Genomic DNA, 21,547 nt, shown 5'->3' with positions numbered 1-21,547 from the left:
GGTCGCGGTTATTTTCATTTCGCGGTGGACGGCTGCAACGACGCCGTCAGGTCCACCTGGCCGTCTTCCTTGAGCGCCGTGGCGTGCGCCTCCGAGACTTGCACCTTGAACTGCTTGCGCACGTCGTCGACCCAGTTCGTCCACGCCGGGAACGACGCGTTCTTCAACTGGATCTGGACCGCGTTGCCGATCACCTGAACCTGCGTCGCCGCAAGGCCGTGATCGTTGAGCGACGCGGTGAGGGCGTCCTTCAGCGCGGCGCCGGTCGGCGCGACGCCTTGCGCCGCCGCCGACAATTGGCGCGCTTCGTTCGCCTGCGCGGTCATCTGCGCCAACTGCCGCTGCATGGCGGGCAGCGATTCACGCAGATGCGAGCGGCCTTCCTGCGCCGGCGCCCACAGCACCGACCACGCGATCACCACGGCGAGCACGCCGCCGCCCCACGTCAGCAGGGCTTTTTCGCGCTCGGTGCGCTGGTCCCAGAATCCGGCCCATGTTTGAGCGAGTTCAGCTTTCATTGTCCGTTCCTGATGGTCCACTTGCCGGTATTGCTATCGATCCCACCGCTCAGGCCGTTGCGGGCGAGGCGCTTCGCGAGATCGGGATCGAGCTTGACCTCCGGCTTGAAGTTCACGTCGAGCCGCCGGTCGTGATAGTCGAGCGCGGCGATGCCGTTGACCGGCACCGGCGCCAGCGAGCGAGCGAGGCCGTCGGCGAGCGGCAGGAAATCGTCCGGCGACAGTTCGCCCGCCGCGACGCGCAATTGCTGCAACTGGCGCGACATCTGGTCGGGCGCGTCGAGCACGACGGTCGTTTTGGGGAAGGTATTGAGCAGCAGTTCGGTCATCTGCGTGTTGATTGCGTCGCGTTGGCGCGCGAGCATCAGCCACTGCACGTTTGCGCCGATGATGGCAATCACCAGCGCGCCGACCGCGAGCAGCACCGGCAGCCGCAGACGCCGCAGCGTCGCGCGGTCGAGCCGCCACGGCTGCGAAGCAAACTCGAACTGACACAGGTCGAAGCGACACTCCAGCGCGCGTCGCGCGAGCTGCTCGAACGGCAGCGGACTGGCGCCGTGGATGTGCGCAGCCAGCCGCGCCGGGCTATTCGGAGCGAGACTCGGCTCGTTGCCGGGCACTTCGGTGAGCATGTGCAGCGAGACCGGCGCCGCGCCGGCGAGCGCGCCGAGCGTCGCGTTTACCGCGCTGGCCGGCACGGCCAGCCCTTCGCCTTGCACCCCGCGCGCGATCGCCAGTTCGACGCGCGGCACGCTTCGGTCGCCCGCGCTGGCCGCCACGCCTTCGAGCAGCAGGGCGGGCGCGGTCTGCACCACGGCGCCGAGCACGGCGGCCACCATCGGCACCGCAGCCGCGACGCCGGGCGCCACCACCGGCGCGACGCCCGGCAGCGACGTCGCCACGCCTGCTGCGCCGGCCATGGCCGGCTCACCGGCGTTCACCGTTTCCGCGACTTCGGCGGGCACATCGGCATCGAGCGCGGCCGCCAGCGGCAGGCAGCGCGTGACCGGCACCGCGCGCAAGCTGCGATGGCCGGCATTGGAGAACGATTCGCAGATATACCGGAACCAGCCGCGGTCGATGATCGCCAGCAACTGCCGGCCGCCCGCGAGCGGTTTCGGGTCGACGGCGATGTGACAGGTCTGCGGGTCCTGGATCAGTTGATCCTCGACGATGTTGGGCAGCGCCTGACGCAGCCGCGGGCCACGCAACGGCGGCAGTGTGGCGGGCATCATCAGCAGGTCGCGCGCGGCGACCATCAGCACCGTGGTAGAGGCGCGCGGCAGCAGCGCGAGCGCCGACCGGCCGGCGCGCTGGGCGCGGCCCGACTTGTCGAGCAGCACGAACGGCAGCTCCGGCAGTTGCCATTCCTGCGATGGCACCGCCGGATCACGCGGCGGCAATAGAACGATCAGCGTGCTCAAAGGCCACTCTCTCTGGGAAAGGCGTTATTCATAGTTGGTCTTCTACTCGCACGATACGCGTAGTGTGAGTCAATGCGTCGCGATAGACGAGGGTCGTGCGGTCCACCTCGGCGCGTTCGTGCTGCACGCGGCCGTGGATCAGGAAGTAATTCGAGTTGACGTCGAGTTCGCTCGGGTCGATCGAGATCGATTGCACGCCAGCGCCGCGCAACGCGAGTTGTATGTCGCCGACGTTACGGAAAAACACCGTCTGCCGGCGCTCGACGAAGGCTTGCGCCGTCGACACGCTCATTCCCGGTATGACCGCTGCGATGACTTCGGCGGAAGCCGTGTTCACGTTGACCGCCGATACCGTCGGCAGCACGGTGACGAAGGGCCGCAAGCGCGCGACCATCTCGGGCGTATAGCCGGGGATATCGAGCAGCGAGTCGACGCTGGTCATCTGGATCGGTGCGTTCGCGGAACTGTCGTCGCTGTCTTCGATACCCGGTTTGTTGGTGAAGCTGCCGCCGGTGGCGCCGCCCTGGATCGGCGGCGGGGTCGCGGTTGTGCCGTTCGTGGACGTGATGGTCTGGAAACGGGTTGCCGATTGTGCGAGGCTTGCGCGGACCTGGACTGCTGTGGTTTTTGCCAGCTGGCTGTTTGCGCCGAGCGATACCAGTAGGCGCTGGTAGGCGCCGATTTGGTCCATGTCCAATTGCATCACGCCAGGGGCGGGGCTCTCTACCAGATTTCTCAGGTTGAATTTTGCCTGGGCGTCTTCGATTGAACCCGATAGGTAGGTTTCTGCGCCTTGTTGCGCTCTGACTTCGCCTATTTGGCCCAGGAAATCGGATAGGCGGGTTTTGGCTATCGGGACGCCCCATAGGCCACCCAGGTAGGTGATGCCGGCTGAAGTGTCGCCTTCTGAGCGGAGGATCAGGCGCGTCCAGTCTAGCGCGCCGCGGGCTACCCATTGGGCTTGGGAAAGGAGGCGCTGGTTTTCTATCCTTCGGATTTGGACTTGCTGGCGCCAGAGCATGCCCGAGACCAAGATCGCTGATAGCGCGACTACTAACAAGGCGCTGATGATGGCTACGCCGGTCTGGTTTTTCTGGCTCTGTTTTGTGTTGGCCTTTCCTTGAATTCGTGGTGGTCTATTGGCGTTGCCCCTGTGCGGGGCGGCACCTACTTTCTTTGCCGCGGCAAAGAAAGTAGGCAAAGAAAGCCGCTTCACACCACCATTGCCAAGCGGGTCCCCCGCACAGCCTCGGTAGTGGACCATCTGGAATCCGTCACTTCGCACATTCGACACCTGTGACAAGGCCGTCATACCTCCCGCCTCGCACGGTGTGCTCGCCGGAAGGGTAGAGCTCAGCGGTTTTGTCTGCGCGAGGTGGGAGCCGTCGGCTTCGCCTCGGCGCGGCGCCGAAATAGGCCCGGATGCATGCACAGACGCCGAAGCAGACCGGAGATACCGTGAGGCGTAGCTAGGCATTGCCAGCGACCGATGGTTTCGTTGCTTGCCGCTCGGCGCGCGAAGCGCCGCCGGAACGGATGACTGCCTGGTCACTGCCGCTTGCTGTGCGAGGGATTGTGCGTTGATCGCGCCACTACTGTGGCTGTGCGGGGGACCCGCTTGTACGTTAGCGGTTTGAAGCCGCTTTCTTTGCTTACTTTCTTTGCGGCCGCAAAGAAAGTAAGTGCCGCCCCGCACAGGGACAACACCAATAGACCACCGTGATTTCAAGGAAAGCCCAACACCAAAAGCACCCAGACAAACCCATCGGAAAGACAAAAAAGAGAACTTCATTTCACTCTCCGACGAGAAAAACCCGCGTCACGGGCCGCGCCAACGACTTAGCCCCGACACTCACCTGCAGCCCCGTCACAGACCGCGGCAGCGGCGCACTCCCCAGCTGGGGCACCTTAAGATTATTGTCCGCCTCCGTAATGGCGCTCTGCACATCGCCCATCTGCGTAGTCCAGCCCACCTTGGGCACATAAACCTGAGCAGAAATAGAACCAACACCGGCCATCAGCGGCACACCACTCCATCCTTCACCTTCGCTGCCGCGCAAAGCCCGCCGCAACTCGCCCATATTCCCCAACGGCGGCGACGCATACCGAATCACACGTCCATCGGACACGCGATACCTCACCACCTGCAACCTCGGCGCCGCACCCGGCAAATTCATCTGCCGCACGATCTGCAACACGCTGCCGGACACCGATACAGCCGCCTGCCCAGCCTCATCATCCGACGCGGCCTGCCGCGCATCAATCCGCATCTGGTCGAACAACTGCGCAAAAACGCGCTCTTCTTCCATCGCGCTCGTGATGGTCTGCCGGCCGCGAATGATCTGGTCGAGCCCGCGCCACGACAACACGGCAATCACCGCCAGAATCGCAATCGCCACCAGCAATTCGATCAGCGTGAAACCACGCGCGCCCGATCGGCGGCGGCGCTCAGAGCGAACGGTTGTTTTCATTCGCGACCACCGTCACCATCTGAGCCAGATTGCCGGACCCGCCCGGCATCGTCACCATCACTTCCACTCGACGAAACACCGGATTCGGCGTGGCCGTCACTTGCTCCGTACAGATCAACTGCAAGTTGCCCTGCGAACAGTCGAAACTCGTCGAGCCGACGTTCGGCCAGGCATGCGCCAGATGCAATTGCGCCAACGTATTGTCCGCGCTCCAGCCCGCCAGCAAGCGGCGGTGCAGATCGGCCTCGCCGCTCGCGAGACTGCCCACCGCCCGCAACGAGGCGGCCAACGCCACCGCAATGATCGCCAGCGCCACCAGCACTTCGATCATCGTAAAACCGCGCTGCGCGCCGTGGACCCTCTCGCGAGCCGTCATGCTCCTGCAACGACGCATCTCAGTGCACCTCGTAGCGGCCATTGCCGGTGCCGACGATCGTCGCGCTCCCGGCTGCCGAAAACAGCGTGATCTGCACGGGCACGTCGATCGCCTCGGTGCCGAATACGATACGGCTGGGCTGCGAATCCGAACCCGGATAGCTGATGCTCACGCCGGTCACGCCACCTTCCCAGCGACGCGGCCCAAGCAGATCGTCACGCAGCGGACGCCAGCCGTCTTCGGTGCGCAGGTCGAAACGAAAGCCGCCATCGAGCGGTTGCCAGGCGATCGGCCGCGCGCGCACCTGCGCTTCGTCGCCGGCCGATTCGAACAGCAGCGCGAGACGCTGCGCTTCCTCGTTCAGATCGGTGCGCGGATTGCGTGTCATCGTCAACGCGGTCAAGGACACCAGCAGGCCCGCGATCACCAGCACCACCAGCATTTCCAGCAGCGTGAAACCCGCCGCGCGTTTGCCGCCGCCGCGCCTGCCCGCGTCACCCGGGCGGCGCACGCCATGCGGGCGCGCGCCGGTACACACCGCGCGCGGCAACGAAGCCGTACAGGGCGTGTCCACACGGGACTTGCAAGGGGACAATCGCATAGTGCCGGCCACGAACGATCAACTCAAAATCAAACGACGATGCATCGAGAGGAACGCGCGAGGTTCAATCCCGCCGCGCGCATGAAAACCACCGACTCCTTAAACGCCTACTGCCACGAGCCGACGTCGGCGTCATTGCCTTCGCCGCCCGCCTTGCCGTCCGCGCCATAGCTGAACACGTCGATCTCGCCGTGCACGCCCGGATTCAGAAACTGGTAGGCGTTACCCCACGGATCGTTCGGCAGACGCTCGAGGTAGCCGCCGTCTTTCCAGTTGTTCGGCACGGGGTCCGTGCCCGGCTTTTCGATCAGCGCGCGCAAACCTTGCTCCTGCGTCGGATAACGGCCGTTGTCCAGACGGTAGAGTTTCAGCGCCTGCATCATCGTGCCGATGTCCTGCTTGGCGGCGACACGGCGCGCTTCGTCGGGACGGCTCATGATCTTCGGCACGATCAACGCGGCCAGAATGCCCAGAATCGCGATCACGACCATGATTTCGATCAGCGTGAAACCGCGTTGACGACGGCTGCGCGGACCCGCGATGTCATGACGGCGAGTGGTCGACAGTTGCATAGCTTGCTACCTCTTTTCAGGTGAAATTTCTGACTGGGCGGGATTCGCGTTTTGGCAATCAGGCTGCCATTGAACACGCCCGGCCGGTCATTTTAATGTCATGCAGTTGAAGGGTCGTGAGAAGGCGCTTTCAGCCCAACGCAATTTTCACAATAGTCCGTACAATGATGCGCATGAACGCCATCCAAATTCGCTTTCTGTCGCTCGCGCTGTTCGCCGTGTTCTGCGCGACGCTGACCTACTGGGTCATCACGCTCAGCACGTTGTCCGGTGCGCCGTTGCCCGCCGCCGCCGCGCATGCGCAGATCTCGACCGAGCAGGCTGCCACGCTGTTCGGCGGCCAACTCACGCGCAACGCCAACCAGGACGTGCGGCTGTTCGGCATCCTCGCTTTGCGGGAAGGCGCCGCGGCCATCGTCAGCGTGGGCGGCGAACCGCCGCGTGCCGTGTCGCTCGGCAGCGCGCTGATGCAAGGCAGCAAACTTTCCGAAGTCCGCGCCCGCTCGATCATCATCGACCGCAATGGCGCGCATTCCGAAGTGTTCCTGCCGGCCAACCCCGCAGGTCCGACGATCTACGTGCGCTGAAGCAAAAGCGCAAAGCAGCAGCTTCGCTTTAACTGATGTTTGCGCGGTGACCACACCGGTCATCGCGCGATTCAGTCTCTCTTCCGGCCTTACTGCACCAGGTTGTTCAACTCGATGATCGGCAGCATCACCGCCAGCACGATCACCAGCACCACGCCCCCCATCGCCAGAATCAGCAACGGCTCCAGCAGACTCGTCAGGAACATCGTGCGGCGTTCCAGTTCGCGCGCTTCGCCGTCTGCCGCGCGGTCGAGCATCGTGGTCACGTCGCCGGTCGCTTCGCCCGAACGAATCAGGTGAACCAGCACAGGCGGAAACGTCTTCGTGTTGCCGAGCGCGCGTGACAGCGACGTGCCTTCGCGCACACGCACAATGGCGTCGTCGATGTTCTCGCGCATCGCGTTATTGCTAAGCGTTTCGGCGGCGGCTTGCAGCGCGCGCAGAATCGGCACGCCCGCCGCGGTGAGAATGCCGAGCGTGCTGGCAAAGCGCACGGTGTTGTAGCCGCGTACGAGTTTGCCGAGCAACGGCGCGGTCAGTAGCCAACGGTCGAACGCGAGGCGCGGGCCGGGCTGCTTCAGAATCGAGCGCACCAGATACATCAGCACGACCACGCCGATCAGCATCGCCCACCACCAGTTCCGCACGAACCCGGAAAGCGCCATCATCATGATGGTGAGGAAGGGCAGTTGCTGCTTGGTGCTGGCGAACACGTTCACCACCTGCGGCACCACGTAGCTCAACAGAAACGTGACGATACCGAAAGCGATAATCGTGACGATGGTCGGGTATGTGAACGCGAGCACGATCTTCTGCTTCAGCGCGTTGCGTTGCTCGATGTAGTCGGCGAGCCGCGACAGCACCAGGCCGAGCTTGCCGGTATGTTCACCAGCCGCGACCAGCGCGCGATAAATCTCGGGGAAGTCTTTCGGATGCTGCGTCAGCGCATTGGCCAGCGAATGGCCGCCGAGTACTTCCGCGCGGATCGACGCCATCAGTTCGCGAATGTAGTCGCGCTCCGATTGCTCGGTGAGCACCGCGAGCGCTTCGTCGAGCGGCAAGCCGGCAATCAGCAGGCTGGCGAGCTGGCGCGTCAGGATCGCCTGCTCGCGTTGCGACAGACGCCGCCCCAGCGACAGCCGTTGATTACGCTCGCCGCGCGTGCGCGTGGCGGCCGGTTCGACGACGAGCGGCGTCAATCCTTGCGAACGCAGATTGGTCCGCGCGCCGCGCGCGCTGTCCGCGTCGAGCACGCCTTTTTGCGCCTTGCCCGCCGCGTCGATCGCTTCGAAACGAAATGCCGGCATGCGCTTATGCTCCGCCCGTGACGCGGATCACTTCTTCGAGCGACGTCAGCCCGGAGGCGAGCCAGCGGTCCGCATCCTCACGCAGCGTGCGCATGCCTTGCGCACGGCCGGCCGCGAGAATTTCCGCATCGGCTGCGTTGCGGTGAACGAGCGTGCGGATGTTATCGTCGATCAGCAGCAGTTCGTAGACGCCGCGGCGTCCCGCATAACCGGAATGGCCGCACCGGTCGCAACCGACCGGATGGTAGCGCACGCTGCCGTCTTCTTCGACACGCTCTTCGCGGCATATCGGGCACAGGCGCCGCACCAGCCGCTGCGCCAGCACGCCGAGCAGCGATGACGCCAGCAGATACGGCTCGACGCCCATGTCGGTCAGACGAGTCACGGCGGATGCCGCGTCGTTGGTGTGCAGCGTGGCCAGCACGAGGTGGCCGGTCAGCGACGCCTGCACCGCGATCTGCGCAGTCTCCAGGTCGCGGATTTCACCGATCATGATGACGTCCGGATCCTGCCGCAGAATCGAGCGCAGCGCCCGCGCGAAGGTCATGCCGATCCGTTCGTTGACCTGCGTCTGGCCGATGCCCGACAGGTCGTATTCGATCGGATCCTCGACCGTCATGATGTTCGTGGTCGCGGTTTCGAGCCGCGACATGGCCGCATACAGCGTGGTCGTTTTACCGGAGCCGGTCGGCCCGGTCACCAGCACGATGCCGTGCGGCCTGCCGATCAGTTTGTCGAACCTGCCGAGCGTATCCGACGCCATGCCGAGCGCTTCGAGGTTCAGGCGTGACGCGTCTTTTTCCAGCAGACGCAGCACCGCGCGTTCGCCGTGGCCGGTCGGCAGCGTCGAGACGCGCACGTCGACCGGGCGGCCGCCCACGCGCAGCGTGATACGGCCGTCCTGCGGCAAACGCTTTTCGGCGATATCGAGCTGCGCCATGATCTTGATCCGCGAGATCAGCGCACCGTGCAGCGCTTTCTTCGGCCGCACGACGTCGCGCAACGTACCGTCGACGCGAAAGCGCACCACAGAAGAGGTTTCGAACGGCTCGATGTGAATATCCGACGCCTGCTCGCGCGCCGCTTGCGTGAGCAGCGCGTTGATCATGCGGATGATCGGGGCGTCGTCTTCCGACTCCAGCAGATCCTCCACCTCGGGAATGTCCTGCATGAGGCGCGAAAGATCGACCTCGCCTTCCACTTCGCCGACCACCTGCGCAGCGCTGCCGTCCTGGCGCGAATACGCCTGGTTGATCGCCTGCGTGAGCTCATCGGCGGGCAGACGTACGATCGACACTGCGCCGAAGTTACGTGCTATTTCGGACAGCGCCGCGTCGCTCGTGCGTTCGCTGATCCAGACCTCGAGGCTGTCCGCATGCTGATGCGCGACCAGAATCTGGCCGGCACGGGCAAAGCCGTAAGGCACGAGCCGCGCGGCGATGGCCGAAGGCGCCTCGCGCCCGGCATGCTCCGTCGCGCCCGCGGGCGACATCGCCGCGGCCTGCGTCGCTTGCGTCGCGGCACCGGCTCGCGTTGCGGCTGACGTAGCAGACGCTGACGGCGGCGTGGACGGCGTGCTCACGGCCGCACTCCAGGCGACGCCGTGGACGGCGTCACAGTGACCGGATTGCTCTGAGTGGACGGCGCCACGGTGACCGGATTCGTCTGCACGGCACCATTCGTGGCCGGCGCGGGAACGACCGTGGGCGCTCCGCCGTTGGCCGGCGGCGGCGCCAACTGCTGACGGCGCATCTTGTCGAGATCGAACAGATTCATCGCGGGCGACCCGCCCTGGCTCGGACCGATTGGCATCGGCGGAACCACCGGATCGTCGTTGTCCTTCATCAGATTGTTGTCCTGCTTGTACGCACCCTGCACGCCCTGAATGTAGTCGTAGCGATTCGACGTCACGGCCTGAGAGGTACTGCGATCGTTGATGATCACAGGGCGCAGGAACACCATCAGGTTGGTCTTGTTACGGGTCTTCTGTTCCGAGCGGAACAGCTGGCCGATCCACGGAATATCGCCGAGCAGCGGCACCTTGCTGTTGCTGACCTGGTAGTTGTCCTGCATCAAGCCGCCCAGCACGATGATCTCGCCGTTATCGGCGAGTACCGTCGACTGGATCGAACGCTTGGTGAATTCCGGGCCGGCCGGGTTGGTCGCCGCGTTGTTCGTGCCAGTGACGATCGCCGAGTCTTCGGTGTAGAGCTGCAGCTTGAGAATGCCGCCGTCCGTGATTTGCGGCTTCACGTGCAGCGTCAGACCGACGTCGACGCGGTCGTAGGTATTGAACGCCGAAGTCGCCGTCGCGCTCGTCAGATTCGAATACGAACCCGTCTGAATAGGGACGTTCGTACCCACGACGATCTTCGCTTCCTCGTTGTCGAGCGTGATGAGATTAGGCGTCGACAGCACGTTCGCATCGGCGGTTTGCGACAACGCCTGGAGCAGCGCGCCGAGTCCTTGCACACCGAAGATGTTGTGAATCCAGCCGATGTTGAGACCCTGCTGGAGATTTTGGGCAGCGAGCGCGCCGGCGAGACCGCCGGTTGCGCCGGCCGCCACGGCGCCCGCCGTCAGATTGACGATGCTGTTGCTGCTACCGGTCTGTAGATTGGTGCCGGCGAAGATCGAATTGTTCGCGACCTGCCACTGAATGCCGAGGTTGCCGCTGGTGTTCGAGTTCAACTCGACGATCAACGCCTCGAGATAGACCTGCGCGCGACGTGCGTCGAGCTGGTCGATCACCGCGCGCAGATTGCGGTACACCGGCTCGGCCGCCGTGATGATCAGCGAGTTGGTCGCGGAATCCGCCTGGATCATGCCGCCTTGCTGATTGTCGTCGCTCTTGTCCTTGTCGTTCCCGAAGCCGCCGGTATTGGAACCGCCGCCCGCGCCATATCCGCCCCCGCTGCCGCTGCCCCCCATCGGCGAAGCCAGGGAGCTGCTGCCGAGTCCGCCCGACGGCAGCGGCGGCGTACCCGACGAGCCCGTCGAATTGTTGCCGCCGATGCCGCCGCCGCTGTTCTGGTTGAACGAATTCGCGTCGTTCGAGTTGCTCGACGAGCCGGTGTCGCCGCCTTTGCCGAACATCCCGCGCAAGGTCTTGGCGAGCTTCGTCGCGTCCGCATTGCGCAGCGGCACGACGTGAATGTTGCCGGGCATGGTGGTCGGCGTATCGAGTTCTTTCGCCAGTTGCCTCGCCGCCGCGAGACGCGCGCCGTTCGACGCGCGGATCAGCAGCGAGTTGGTGCGCGGGTCGGCGGTGACCGACACCTTCAGCGTCGCGTCCGTGCTACCGATCGAACCCGGGTCGAGCATCTTGTTGAGTTGCGTGGCGATGTCGATCGCATTGGCGTTCTTCAGCTGCACCACCGATACCGACTGGCCCGCCGCCGAATCCACGCCCTGGATGATCTGGGCGATACGCCGCACGTTGTCGGCGTAGTCGGTGACTACAATCGAATTGTTGGCGGGGTAGGCCGCCACGGTATTGTTCGGCGAGATGAGCGGACGCAGCACCGGCAACAGATTGTTGGCCGATTCATTCTTCAGAATGAATACCTGCGTGATCACCTGGTCGCCGCGGGCCGTAGGCGCATTGCCGACATAGGTCGGCACGCCTTGCAGCTTCGCGTCGGCCTCGGGCACGACTTTCAGTACGCCGTGGTCCTGCACGAGCGCGAAGCCCTGCATGCGCAATGCGGACTGCAAGGTTTTCAGCGCCTGATCTTCGGGCACTGCGTTTTCCGACACGAGATTCAACTGACCTTTCACACGCGGGTCGACGATGATCGTTTTGCCGGTTGCCGCGCCAATCGCCTTGGCCACCTGGTCGATGTCCGCGTTGACGAAGTTCAGTGTCACCTGTGCCTGTGCTGTCTGCGCGGTGATCAAGCCAGCCACCAGCAGCGCCGTTGCGACGCGACGCAAAGCCATACGATTTCTTCTCATGGAATAGGGTATCGATGCCGACGGCCGTAGCCGCCGACGGTCATGCAGTGTGGACATGGGAGCAGGCCGCCGCCCTGTCGATCTGCCGGCCGGCCTCGCGGACGATCATCGTCCTCGTTGCCCACCGCCCGATGTCCGAAAAAAATGAACAGTAACAGTTTTTCATGTCGGATTTGTCACAAAACGAACTGTCTCGTGCGATTTCTCTAGAGACCGCCACCTGTTGTCAAGCAATTGAAAGCTGAAGAAAAGCCGGGCGATGGGCGCGAAAACGTTTCGTTTTCTGCTCTCTTATGTCGGTTAGCCAACTTGACGGGGGTCCGCCTGCCGGTATGATACGAGCCGTTCGGGTCCCTGGTTGCGGGTTGCCGACGCGGGTTTTCCCCGATGTCCGACAAACGTCCGGCCAGCGTGGCCCGGCGGCTGTCAGTGGCTGAAGTATGGCCGATGCGATGCCTTACCGAACCTTACTCTTGCGCTTTGCTTAGTGGTCTTGACTGATGAAACGAAGCTTCGTCACCGTCGCAGTAGGACTTGCCGTGCTGATAGCAGCAGGGTCCGCGCGCGCCGATTGCTTTGACGAAGCAGCGAAGTATCAGAAGGTCAACCCCTTGATTCTGCGCGCAATTGCGTGGCAGGAGTCACACAATCGTCCCGACGCAACGCATAAAAATTCGAACGGCTCGACCGACTACGGCGTGATGCAGATCAATTCGATCCATCTGCCCGTGCTCGCCCAATATGGCATCTCGCAAGGCACGCTGATGGAGCCGTGCAAGAACGTCTATATAGCCGCATGGCATCTGCGCCGCCAGATGAACAAGTACGGCAATACCTGGCAGGCAATCGGCGCCTATCACTCCGAGACGCCGACGCTGCGGGACAAGTACGCGCAGCAGATCGCCGCGATCCTGCGCAAGTGGAATCTGATGCCGGCAGCGCGCTGATCCGGCCTGTCCCGCGACCTCCGCCCGTTTTGATGCACAATGCGGCTTCGTGCCGCCGTCGAGGCTCGACCTCGTTGCGGTCCGCAGTCATGCGGCCCCGAGCCCGGCACGCCTTCCAATCCTCTAGCTTCTCCGTACTGCGATGAACCAGCCGCTATTGCCCGTCACCGTGCTCTCCGGTTTTCTGGGCGCCGGCAAGACCACGCTTCTGAATCACATCCTCGCGAATCGCGCGGGTTTGCGCGTGGCCGTGATCGTCAACGATCTGGCCGCCGTCAATATCGATGCGACCCTCGTGCGCGATGCCGCCGCGCTTTCTCACGTCGAGGAGCAACTCGTCGAGCTGTCGAACGGCTGCATCTGCTGCACGCTGCGCGACGATCTGCTGATCGAGATCAAGCGTCTGGCCGGGGAACAGCGCTTCGACGCGATTCTGATCGAGTCGACCGGCGTGGCCGAGCCGATGCCGATCGCCGAAACCTTCACCTTCGTCGACGACGAAGGCGCGTCGCTCTCCGACGTCGCGCGGCTCGACACGATGGTGACCGTGGTCGATGCGTTCAACTTCCTGCGCGACTACGGTTCGGCCGACGCACTCGCCGAGCGCGGCATCGCCGCGACCGAGGAAGACGACCGCACGCTGGTCGAGTTGCTGATCGAGCAGATCGAATTCTGCGACGTGCTGGTGGTGAACAAGGCCGATCTGGTGAGCGCCGACGAGCTCACGCGCCTGCAGCGCATTCTCGGCCGGATCAACCCGCGCGCGGTGCAAGTGGTCGCCCGCTTCGGCGAGGTGCCGCTTGCGCAGGTGCTGAACACCGGCCGCTTCGATTTCGACGAGACGGCGAGCGCGCCGGGATGGTTGGCGTCGCTCAATCACGAGCATGACCACGAACACGGCCATGCTCATCACGGTGAGGCGGACGAGTTCGGCATCGGCAATTTCATTTACCGGGCGCGCCGGCCGTTTCATCCGGAACGCCTGTGGGCGTTGCTGCATCAGGAGTGGAAGGGCGTGCTGCGCAGCAAGGGCTTCTTCTGGCTGGCCACGCGTAACGATATCGCCGGTTCGCTCTCGCAGGCGGGCGGTGCGTGCCGGCACGGTCCGGCGGGCATGTGGTGGGCCGCTCAGGATCGCAGCGAGTGGCCCGATGGCGACGACGAGCTGGCCGCCGAAATCGCCGCGGACTGGTACGGCGATCCGAACGATCTGAGCATTGGCGACCGTCGCCAGGAGCTGGTCATGATCGGCGTCGACATCGACGCGGCGGTCTGGCAAGCGAAGTTCGACGCGTGTCTCTTGACCGATGAAGAATACGCGCAGGGACCGCAAGCCTGGGAGCAATTCGCCGACCCGTTCCCGGCCTGGGACTTCGACGAAGACGACCACGATCATCATGACCACGACGGTCATGGCCACGGTGAAATCGTGCATCGTCACGACTGAACTGAACGGCCTTCGCCGCTCGGCGGAATCGAGCCGCGACGCCCGTCGCGGCTTTCCCATGCACAATGCGCAGGCGAAAAAAAACCCGCCGTTGGCGGGTGTCAACTGCCTGGCAGCAATCTGCTTAGCGCTTGTTGACTGCGTCCTTGAACGCCTTACCAGCCGTGAACTTGACGGTCTTGGCGGCCGGGATCTTGATAGTTTCGCCGGTCTTGGGGTTACGACCCGTACGCGCTGCGCGCTTGCCCGAACCGAAGCTGCCGAAGCCGATCAACTGGACCGCATCACCCTTCGACACAGACTTCTTGATCACTTCAAGCAACGTGTCCAGCGTTTCACCGGTTTGAGCCTTGCTGGCGCCCGTCTGTCCTGCGACGGCGTCGATCAGTTCCTGTTTGTTCATTAAGGTTCCTTTCTGAGTTTAGGTTGACACGAACAGCGCGAACGCGCCGATTATACGTGCGCGGGCCGCGCCGTCGAGCAGCGCCGGCTCCGGATCCCCTCCGGACCAATAGCGCCGGACTGATGACTGTCCGTCGGCCGTGCTGCCGCTCCCTTCGCGGCGCTTGCTATGATAGCGCAGCGCAAACCCAATCAGGACAAGGGTTTCGAAGATTTACGCGGTTCCGGGGTCGATATCGCAAGGAAATCGCAATTTTTGCGTTCGGCGACCTTCAACCGAGGCCTGAAACCCAGTATGGACGGGGCCTGGCGTTGGTTTTTGCCAACGTTCGGCGCGTCTATTTCGCCGTCCGGCGAGCTGCGCGCGCGCGGTAACGTTCTACCCGCGCGTGAGTAACCGCCGGGCCGCCCCAAGTTTTCTCACCGCCCTCGGGGCGCCTGGCGCGAAGCGACAGGTCTGGGGGCATTTTTCCGAGCGTCATTTTCCGTCGCGCATGACTGATCCGCTGATCCCCGCCGTCCTCGCTTTTCGCCACAACGGCACGCCTTTTTCGCCGCTTTACGACGACATCTATCACAGCGCCGTAGGCTGTCTCGAACAGGCTCATTACGTATTCCTGCGCGGCAATTCGCTGCCCGACCGGTGGCAGGGCCGCCGCATTTTCACGGTGCTGGAAACCGGCTTCGGCATGGGCATCAATTTTCTGATGACCTGGGCCGCGTGGCGCGCCGACTCGTCGCGCTGCGAGCGGCTGCATTTCGTGTCGACCGAGAAGCATCCCTTTACCGTCGCCGATTTACGCAAGGTGGTTGCAGCGACGATTTCCGATCCGGGGATTGCCGCCCTCGCGGAAGCGCTCGCGAACGCCTGGCCGATGCTCGTCCCCGGCACGCATCGGCTTGAATTCGATGAAGGGCGCGTGGTGCTCACGCTGGTTTTCGGCGACGCGCAGGAGAGCCTGCCTGCCTTGAGGCTGCGCGCCGATGCGTTTTACCTCGACGGCTTCGCGCCGGCCAAGAATCCCGAACTCTGGAGCCCGGCGATCTTCAAGGCACTCGCGCGGCTGGCAGGCGAGGGCGCCACCTTCGCCACCTACAGCAGCGCCGGCGACATCAAACGCGCGTTGACGCAATGCGGCTTCGAGTACCGCAAGGTAGACGGCTTCGGCTGGAAACGGGCGATGCTGGTCGGCCATTTCGCGCCGCGCTGGCGCGTGCGCCGTTATGAGCCGCCGGCGCCGCTCGCGGTCGACGAAAGGCATGCGGTGGTGATCGGCGCGGGGTTGGCCGGCTGCGCGGTGATCGAACGGCTCGCCGCGCGCGGCTGGCGCGTCACGTCTCTGGAGCGGCACGCTTCGGTGGCGCAGGAGGCATCAGGCAATCCGGCCGGCGTGTTCCATCCCATGATTTCGCGCGACGACAGCGTCGCCTCGCGCGTCACGCGTGCCGGCTTTCTGTATGCGCTCAGACGTTGGGCCGCGCTCGAGCGGCTCGGACACGCGCCGTTGCGCGGCGGCCAAGGCTTGTTGCAGATTGCCGCGGACGACGATGAAGCCCGTTCGATCAGCGAAGCGATCGACGCGTTCGGCTATCCGTCCGACTACGTGACGCCTGTCTCTTCAGACGAAGCTCAGCGGCTCGCCGGGATGCCGCTCGCGCGCGGCGGATGGTTCTTTCCACAAGGTGGCTGGATCGACCCGGCGTCGCTGTGCGCCGCGCAGTGCGCTGCAGCGGGTCAACTGCTTGAGCGCCGCTTCGGTGTCGACGTCGCGCGGATCGAGCGGTCCAGCGGCCAATGGACCGTATTCGACACCTCGGGCGAGGCCATCGCCCATGCGCCGGTGGTGATCGTCGCCAGCGCGCACGATGCCGCGCGCATCGCCGGTTTGCAGCGCGCGCCGACTCGCAGCATTCGCGGCCAACTCACTTTGCTGCCGGCCGGCACGGTGCTGCCGCCGCTTCAGATGCCGGTGATCGGCGAAGGCTACGCGGTGCCGCTGGCGGACGGCGTGACGTTAACCGGCGCCACTTATGAGCTCGACGACCCCGAGACATCGCTGCGCGCGGACGGCCACATGGAAAACCTCGAGCGCGTCGCGCAGATGCTGCCGGCGTTCGCGGGAGTCGTCGATCGGGTTCGGTCGGCGGACTTGACCGGACGCGTCGCGTTTCGCTGCGTCACCAGCGATCGCATGCCGATGATCGGCCAGCTCGCCGACGAAGCGCAGGCAGCGCTCGATGCCCAGCGTCTGCGGGGCGCATGGCCGCTCGATCTGCCCCGCGCGGACGGCCTGTACGGTGCTTTTGCGTACGGTTCGCGAGGCCTCGTATGGGCGGCACTCGGCGCGGAACTGATCGCCTCGCAACTGGAAGGCGAACCGTGGCCACTCGAACGGGATCTGGCTGAAGACGTCGACCCGGCGCGCTTCCTGTTGCGCGCATTGCGTCAGGGGACGGTGAGTTAACTGCAGGCTCCCCCTAGCACGCGCGGCAGATGAGTTATGCACTGAGAGTTGTGGATAACCACGCCGTTTACCGGCGCAACGGGTGTGGAACCGTTGTGGACGTAAACGGGGTAACTTTGCCGTCGCCGAAAATCGCCAAAAGTTACCCTTGTATACGCGCCGCTCGCCCACATGCTGTGCATCCGGTTATGCCGTCGGCAAAGCGATGATTCATTTCGGTAAACAGGAGTTATCCACAGAAACCGAGGCACCTTGTTAACTGTTACTACGTATACATACGGTAAACCTGTAAACAGAAAGACCGTGGCTGGAGCAGAGCTTATCGGCGGAGCTTGCCCCCTCCTAAACCGTGCAAAACTTCTGCGGCGATGTCCCGAAAAGCACATCTGCCGCGGTCAAACTAGCCGTCTGCCCGGCCGGATTCGCGCCCAAAACGGTCGGTTTTTCCTCATGTCGGCGAGATAACGTACGTTTTTACCGTTTTACCAGCATGTTCGCGCCTTTTCGGTCAAGGCTGAAAAAGCTATGGCACAATCGCCTTCTTTTCCGCGTCGTGCCTTGTCTCTACAGCGGCACACGCAGTAAACGGAACGGTGCCGCGCAATCAGAATCTGATTCAAAGTCGACGGCGTTCTTTCACCGTGCCGGTTGCTACGGCCGCACCCCGAATGCGCCAGGCTCCCTGCTGCTGCCGCGCATTCAGATCATCCGATCGTTGAAAACTCGCAACGCTGGCCACGCGAAGCGATCGCGACAGTGAGCGCTTCATGTGCCCACCCCGCTCGCCGGTGTTTGCGCCGGTTCGTGTCGCCTGCCGTTGCTGCTAAGGAGAACCCATCACGATGAATTCGGCGTTTTCATTTTTTCCAGCCTGGCCGCTTTCACCCGACGCCATTTTTTGGGCTGGTCTCGCATTGCTCGCCGCCGGTCTGTGCGGTGAGCTGTGCTATCGCGCGTGGCGTTTACCGCGCATTTCCGGCTATGCGGTCATTGGTCTGATTGCCGGCGCGGCCGGTTCGGGCGTGATCGATGCCGATTCCGCGAGCGCGGCGCGGCCGCTGCTCGACGTCGCGCTCGGTTTGCTGTTGTTCGAACTCGGCAGCCGGCTCGATTTGCGCTGGATTCGTCGCAATCCCTGGCTGATTCTGTCGAGCGTCGCTGAAGCCACGCTGACATTCGCGCTCGTGTTGCCTGTCTTGCTGTTCCTGAACGTGCCGCTGATGGTGGCAACCGTGCTCGCCGCGATCGCCATGGCGACGTCGCCGGCCATGGTGATTCAGCTGAAAACGGAATTGCGCGCGGAAGGCCAGGTCACCCAGCGTCTGTTGACTTTGACCGCCCTGAACAGCATGTACGCCGTGGTGATCGAAAAGCTCGTGTCGAGCTGGCTGCATCAGGAGATGTACGGCAACGTATTCGCGACCATCCTGCAGCCGCTTTATCTGCTGGTCGGCTCGCTCGTGCTCGCGTATCTGCTCGCGCGCACCTGCACCTTCTTTTATCGACGTTTGAACATGCAGGACGAGCACTCGTTCGTCGCGTTGTTCGGCCTCGTGCTGCTGGCCATCGCGGTCGCGCATCTGTTCAAGCTGTCGACCATTCTTGCGTTGCTGGCCGCCGGCATCATCGTGAAGAATCATGAAGCGCGTCCGCAGTTGTGGCCGGAGCACTTCGGCACGGCCGGCTGGTTGTTGACGGTGATTCTGTTCGTGCTGACGCTGACTTCGTTCGAATGGAAAGACATCGCGCTTGGCGGCGTCGCGGCGCTCGGTCTGATTGTTGCGCGCCTTGTCGCTAAACTGGTCGGCGTGCTGGCGTTTGCCAAGCCGAGCGGTTTGAACTGGAAGCAGGGGATGGCGCTCGGTCTGTCCTTATCGCCGATGTCGGCGCTCGCGTATCTGCTGGTCGACGACACCTACAACCTGTATCCGAACTTCGATCCGCAACTGCGCGCGATCGTGATGTGTTCCATTTTCGTGCTGCAGATTCTCGGGCCGTGGCTCGTCTATCGCAGCCTTGCGCTCGTCGCTGAACGGCGCGAAGCGTAAGCGCAAGCCAATGAGCGTGCTGCGCCGTTCAAAGCTCGATGCTTGACGCGCTTTATCCGACTTAATTCGATTCAAAAACGGCCGGGCATGTGACCCACACCCGGCCGACCTGACTCAGGGGACGCCATGTCACTCGAACCCTTCATCGATTCGAAACCGTTCACATTCGGTGTCGAACTCGAGATGCAGATCGTCAATACGCACGACTATGATCTGACCAAAGCCGGCTCGGATCTGCTGCGCCTCATCAAGGACGAAAAGATCCCCGGCAACATCACGCCGGAAATCACCGAAAGCATGATCGAGTTGTCGACCGGCATTTGCACGACGCATGAACAGGCCGTCACCGACTTGCGCAAGATTCGCGACACGCTGGTTTCAGCAGCAGATCACCTGAACGTCGGCTTATGCGGCGGCGGCACGCACGCGTTCCAGCAATGGAGCGAGCGGCAGATCGTCGATACGCCGCGCTTTCAGTACATCTCCGAGTTGTACGGCTATCTTGCCAAGCAATTCACGGTGTTCGGCCAGCACGTACATATCGGGTGCCCTGATCCGAACAGCGCGCTCTATCTGCTGCATTCGATGTCGCGCTTCATTCCGCATTTCATCGCATTGTCCGCGTCGTCGCCGTTCGTGCAGGGTGTCGATACCGGTTTTCATTCGGCACGACTGAATTCCGTCTTCGCGTTCCCGCTGTCGGGCCGCGCGCCGTTCGTGCTGACGTGGGACAGCTTCGAGGAATATTTCTCGAAGATGGTTCACACCGGTGTCGTCAACAGCATGAAAGATTTTTACTGGGACATTCGGCCGAAGCCGGGTTTCGGCACGATCGAAGTTCGTGTGATGGACACGCCGTTTTCGGTGGATCGCGCGGCGGCGATTGCCTGCTACATCCAGACGCTTGCCCGGCATCTGCTGCTCGACAAACCGATCACGCCGCAAGAAGACGATTACCTCGTCTACACGTTCAATCGTTTCGAAGCATGCCGCTTCGGTCTGGCCGGCACCTGCATCAATCCGCAAACGGGCGAGCGCAAGACGATTTCCGAAGACATCCTCGAAACGCTGGATCTGATTGCTCCGCACGCCGAAGCGTTGGGTTCGGGCAACGCCCTTGCCGAGATCGGCGCGATCGCTCGCGGTCAGGTCAACGATGCAACCTGGCTACGCGGTGTGGTCGAACGGGAAAAGTCTCTGCATGAAGCCGTCAGACAGCAGTGTTTGCAGTGGCGGGCCTAACCGAAGGCAGGATGGCCTGCGTGAAACCGTAAGGAAACCCGCCTCGAGCGGGTTTTTTTCAATAAATTAATTTTCCAGCTCGGCGTGCCTTAGGTTTTTATAGCGTTAACGTATACAAACGTAGTAGTAGTTAACAAGCATTGCATCTGCCTGTGGACAACTGAATAATTCCCTGCAAAGTCAATGCGCTGCGTAAACCATAACTGAGCTGATCGAGGGCGCATCGGCGGCGGTATACGAGGACAACTTTGTGACAGGTGGACCAGGCCTGGGTGCTTATCAAGAATCGGCGCACAAGCCATCCCTGAGTTTTCCCGTGGTTATCCACAGCTTGTGTTGGATAAGTTAGCTGTACGATTCGCCGCTCTCGCATAGAATGTCGTTTTCGCTGCTTTGCCTTGCAAGGCGGTAAATTTTTGAGATAGTAGAAAACCGTCTTGTCGCAGTTGGGCGAGGCTACCCCACACAGGCTACGGGCGCGGTCGGCAGGCAGTTCGCCGGCATCGTACGAAAGCTGTAAATAAACCAATCGAAGATTATGAGCGAAGGCGTATACGGAGAACAGGCGACCGGGCGGGTGACCCACAGCCTATTGCGATTGAGCACGGCAATGCGGAGCCAGGCTTGGGAATGGGCGGAAGGCGCTGGCCTGACACCCACCCAGGGCGAAATTCTGGTTTTGCTGATGCAGCGCAAAGGCCCGATGCGTCTCGGCGAAATTGCCCGTGAAACGGCGCTCACCGCCGCGACGACCAGTGATGCAGTCAGCACGCTCGAAACCAAAGGGCTGGTCGAAAAGCGCCGGGCCCTCGACGACGGCCGTGCCCTCGCGGTCCGTCTGACGGCTCGTGGCCGTACGGCCGCGAAGCGCGCGGCGCAATGGCCGGACTTCCTGGCCAAGGCGGTCGGCACGTTGCGTGACGACGAGCAGGCTGTGTTCTATCGCACGCTGCTCAAGACCGTTCATCAGCTGGAAGCGCAAGGCACGATCCCGCCGCACCGCATGTGTCTGAGCTGCACGCATTTCGAGCCGAGCAAGAACCCGAAGAAGACGCCACATCATTGCGCGTTGCTCGATCTGAACATGTCGGATACGGATCTGCGCCTCGACTGCTCGGTGTATGAAATTGCCGACGTCGCCACCCAGAAGAAGACCTGGAAGATCTTCGCCCAATAAGGCGGC

Annotated in this window: 18 protein-coding genes; 7 read left to right on the top strand and 11 right to left on the bottom strand. The window is 63.0% G+C overall.

Going from position 1 to position 21,547, the window contains the following annotated elements:
* Positions 1–14: 14 nt before the first annotated feature.
* From HF916_RS48770 to gspG, 7 genes are all read right to left on the bottom strand, one after another.
* The gene (locus HF916_RS48770) at positions 15–518 is read right to left on the bottom strand and encodes a type II secretion system protein M (protein WP_168795642.1); all 504 of its coding nucleotides are present in this window, start codon (positions 516–518) and stop codon (positions 15–17) included.
* Positions 515–1,942 carry a type II secretion system protein GspL gene (gspL, locus tag HF916_RS48765; protein ID WP_168795641.1) on the bottom strand — a complete coding sequence of 476 codons (1,428 nt, stop codon included), beginning with the start codon at positions 1,940–1,942 and terminating at the stop codon, positions 515–517. Before gspL ends, HF916_RS48770 begins: the two co-directional genes overlap by 4 nt.
* A gap of 28 nt (positions 1,943–1,970) precedes the next feature.
* A complete protein-coding gene (gene gspK, locus HF916_RS48760) occupies positions 1,971–3,254 on the bottom strand; it encodes a type II secretion system minor pseudopilin GspK (RefSeq protein WP_206001999.1) in 1,284 nt (427 codons plus the stop codon).
* Positions 3,255–3,735: 481 nt separating this feature from the next.
* Positions 3,736–4,413, bottom strand: coding sequence for a PulJ/GspJ family protein (locus tag HF916_RS48755; RefSeq protein ID WP_168795640.1), 678 nt, complete (start codon positions 4,411–4,413; stop codon positions 3,736–3,738).
* Positions 4,391–4,807: a type II secretion system minor pseudopilin GspI gene (gene gspI, locus HF916_RS48750; RefSeq protein ID WP_168795639.1), complete on the bottom strand. Its 417-nt coding sequence runs from the start codon at positions 4,805–4,807 to the stop codon at positions 4,391–4,393. The genes HF916_RS48755 and gspI overlap by 23 nt, the downstream gene beginning before the upstream one ends.
* Before the next feature lies 1 nt (position 4,808).
* Entirely contained in the window at positions 4,809–5,390 is a 582-nt protein-coding gene (locus HF916_RS48745) for a GspH/FimT family pseudopilin (RefSeq protein WP_168795638.1), read from the bottom strand.
* A 107-nt stretch (positions 5,391–5,497) separates the two neighbouring features.
* Positions 5,498–5,962, bottom strand: coding sequence for a type II secretion system major pseudopilin GspG (gene gspG, locus HF916_RS48740; protein WP_168795637.1), 465 nt, complete (start codon positions 5,960–5,962; stop codon positions 5,498–5,500).
* 173 nt (positions 5,963–6,135) lie between these two features.
* On the opposite strand from gspG, the gene HF916_RS48735 reads away from it, so the two are divergent.
* Positions 6,136–6,549, top strand: a complete 414-nt coding sequence (locus HF916_RS48735) for a general secretion pathway protein GspC (protein WP_168795636.1) — start codon at positions 6,136–6,138, stop codon at positions 6,547–6,549.
* Positions 6,550–6,638: 89 nt separating this feature from the next.
* Here HF916_RS48735 and gspF read toward each other — a convergent pair whose 3' ends face one another.
* The 3 genes from gspF to gspD form a co-directional block, all read right to left on the bottom strand.
* Positions 6,639–7,856, bottom strand: coding sequence for a type II secretion system inner membrane protein GspF (gene gspF, locus HF916_RS48730; RefSeq protein WP_168795635.1), 1,218 nt, complete (start codon positions 7,854–7,856; stop codon positions 6,639–6,641).
* Between the two features lie 4 nt (positions 7,857–7,860).
* Entirely contained in the window at positions 7,861–9,348 is a 1,488-nt protein-coding gene (gspE, locus tag HF916_RS48725; protein WP_240975875.1) for a type II secretion system ATPase GspE, read from the bottom strand.
* Positions 9,349–9,434: 86 nt separating this feature from the next.
* Entirely contained in the window at positions 9,435–11,798 is a 2,364-nt protein-coding gene (gene gspD, locus HF916_RS48720; protein WP_168795633.1) for a type II secretion system secretin GspD, read from the bottom strand.
* Positions 11,799–12,313: 515 nt separating this feature from the next.
* Between gspD and HF916_RS48715 the strand changes: the two genes are divergently transcribed.
* Positions 12,314–12,760, top strand: a complete 447-nt coding sequence (locus tag HF916_RS48715) for a lytic transglycosylase domain-containing protein (RefSeq protein WP_168795632.1) — start codon at positions 12,314–12,316, stop codon at positions 12,758–12,760.
* Positions 12,761–12,902: 142 nt separating this feature from the next.
* Positions 12,903–14,207, top strand: coding sequence for a GTP-binding protein (locus HF916_RS48710; protein WP_168795631.1), 1,305 nt, complete (start codon positions 12,903–12,905; stop codon positions 14,205–14,207).
* A 124-nt stretch (positions 14,208–14,331) separates the two neighbouring features.
* Here the strand turns inward: HF916_RS48710 and HF916_RS48705 are convergent, their stop codons facing one another.
* Complete coding sequence (locus tag HF916_RS48705; protein ID WP_006050811.1) at positions 14,332–14,610, bottom strand: HU family DNA-binding protein; 279 nt, start codon at positions 14,608–14,610, stop codon at positions 14,332–14,334.
* Between the two features lie 493 nt (positions 14,611–15,103).
* On the opposite strand from HF916_RS48705, the gene mnmC reads away from it, so the two are divergent.
* From mnmC to HF916_RS48685, 4 genes are all read left to right on the top strand, one after another.
* Entirely contained in the window at positions 15,104–17,074 is a 1,971-nt protein-coding gene (mnmC, locus tag HF916_RS48700) for a bifunctional tRNA (5-methylaminomethyl-2-thiouridine)(34)-methyltransferase MnmD/FAD-dependent 5-carboxymethylaminomethyl-2-thiouridine(34) oxidoreductase MnmC (RefSeq protein WP_168795630.1), read from the top strand.
* A gap of 842 nt (positions 17,075–17,916) precedes the next feature.
* Positions 17,917–19,122, top strand: a complete 1,206-nt coding sequence (locus HF916_RS48695; RefSeq protein WP_168795629.1) for a cation:proton antiporter — start codon at positions 17,917–17,919, stop codon at positions 19,120–19,122.
* Between the two features lie 126 nt (positions 19,123–19,248).
* Positions 19,249–20,364 (top strand): YbdK family carboxylate-amine ligase, encoded by a 1,116-nt coding sequence (locus HF916_RS48690; protein WP_168795628.1) that lies wholly within the window; start codon positions 19,249–19,251, stop codon positions 20,362–20,364.
* Positions 20,365–20,902: 538 nt separating this feature from the next.
* Entirely contained in the window at positions 20,903–21,541 is a 639-nt protein-coding gene (locus tag HF916_RS48685; protein ID WP_168795627.1) for a MarR family winged helix-turn-helix transcriptional regulator, read from the top strand.
* The last annotated feature ends 6 nt before the right edge of the window (positions 21,542–21,547 follow it).

The sequence above is a fragment of the Paraburkholderia aromaticivorans genome (genome assembly GCF_012689525.1).
Taxonomy (GTDB): Bacteria; Pseudomonadota; Gammaproteobacteria; order Burkholderiales; family Burkholderiaceae; genus Paraburkholderia; species Paraburkholderia aromaticivorans_A.
Note: the sequence above shows the minus strand (reverse complement) of the source record. Positions and strands in the feature narration are given on the sequence as shown.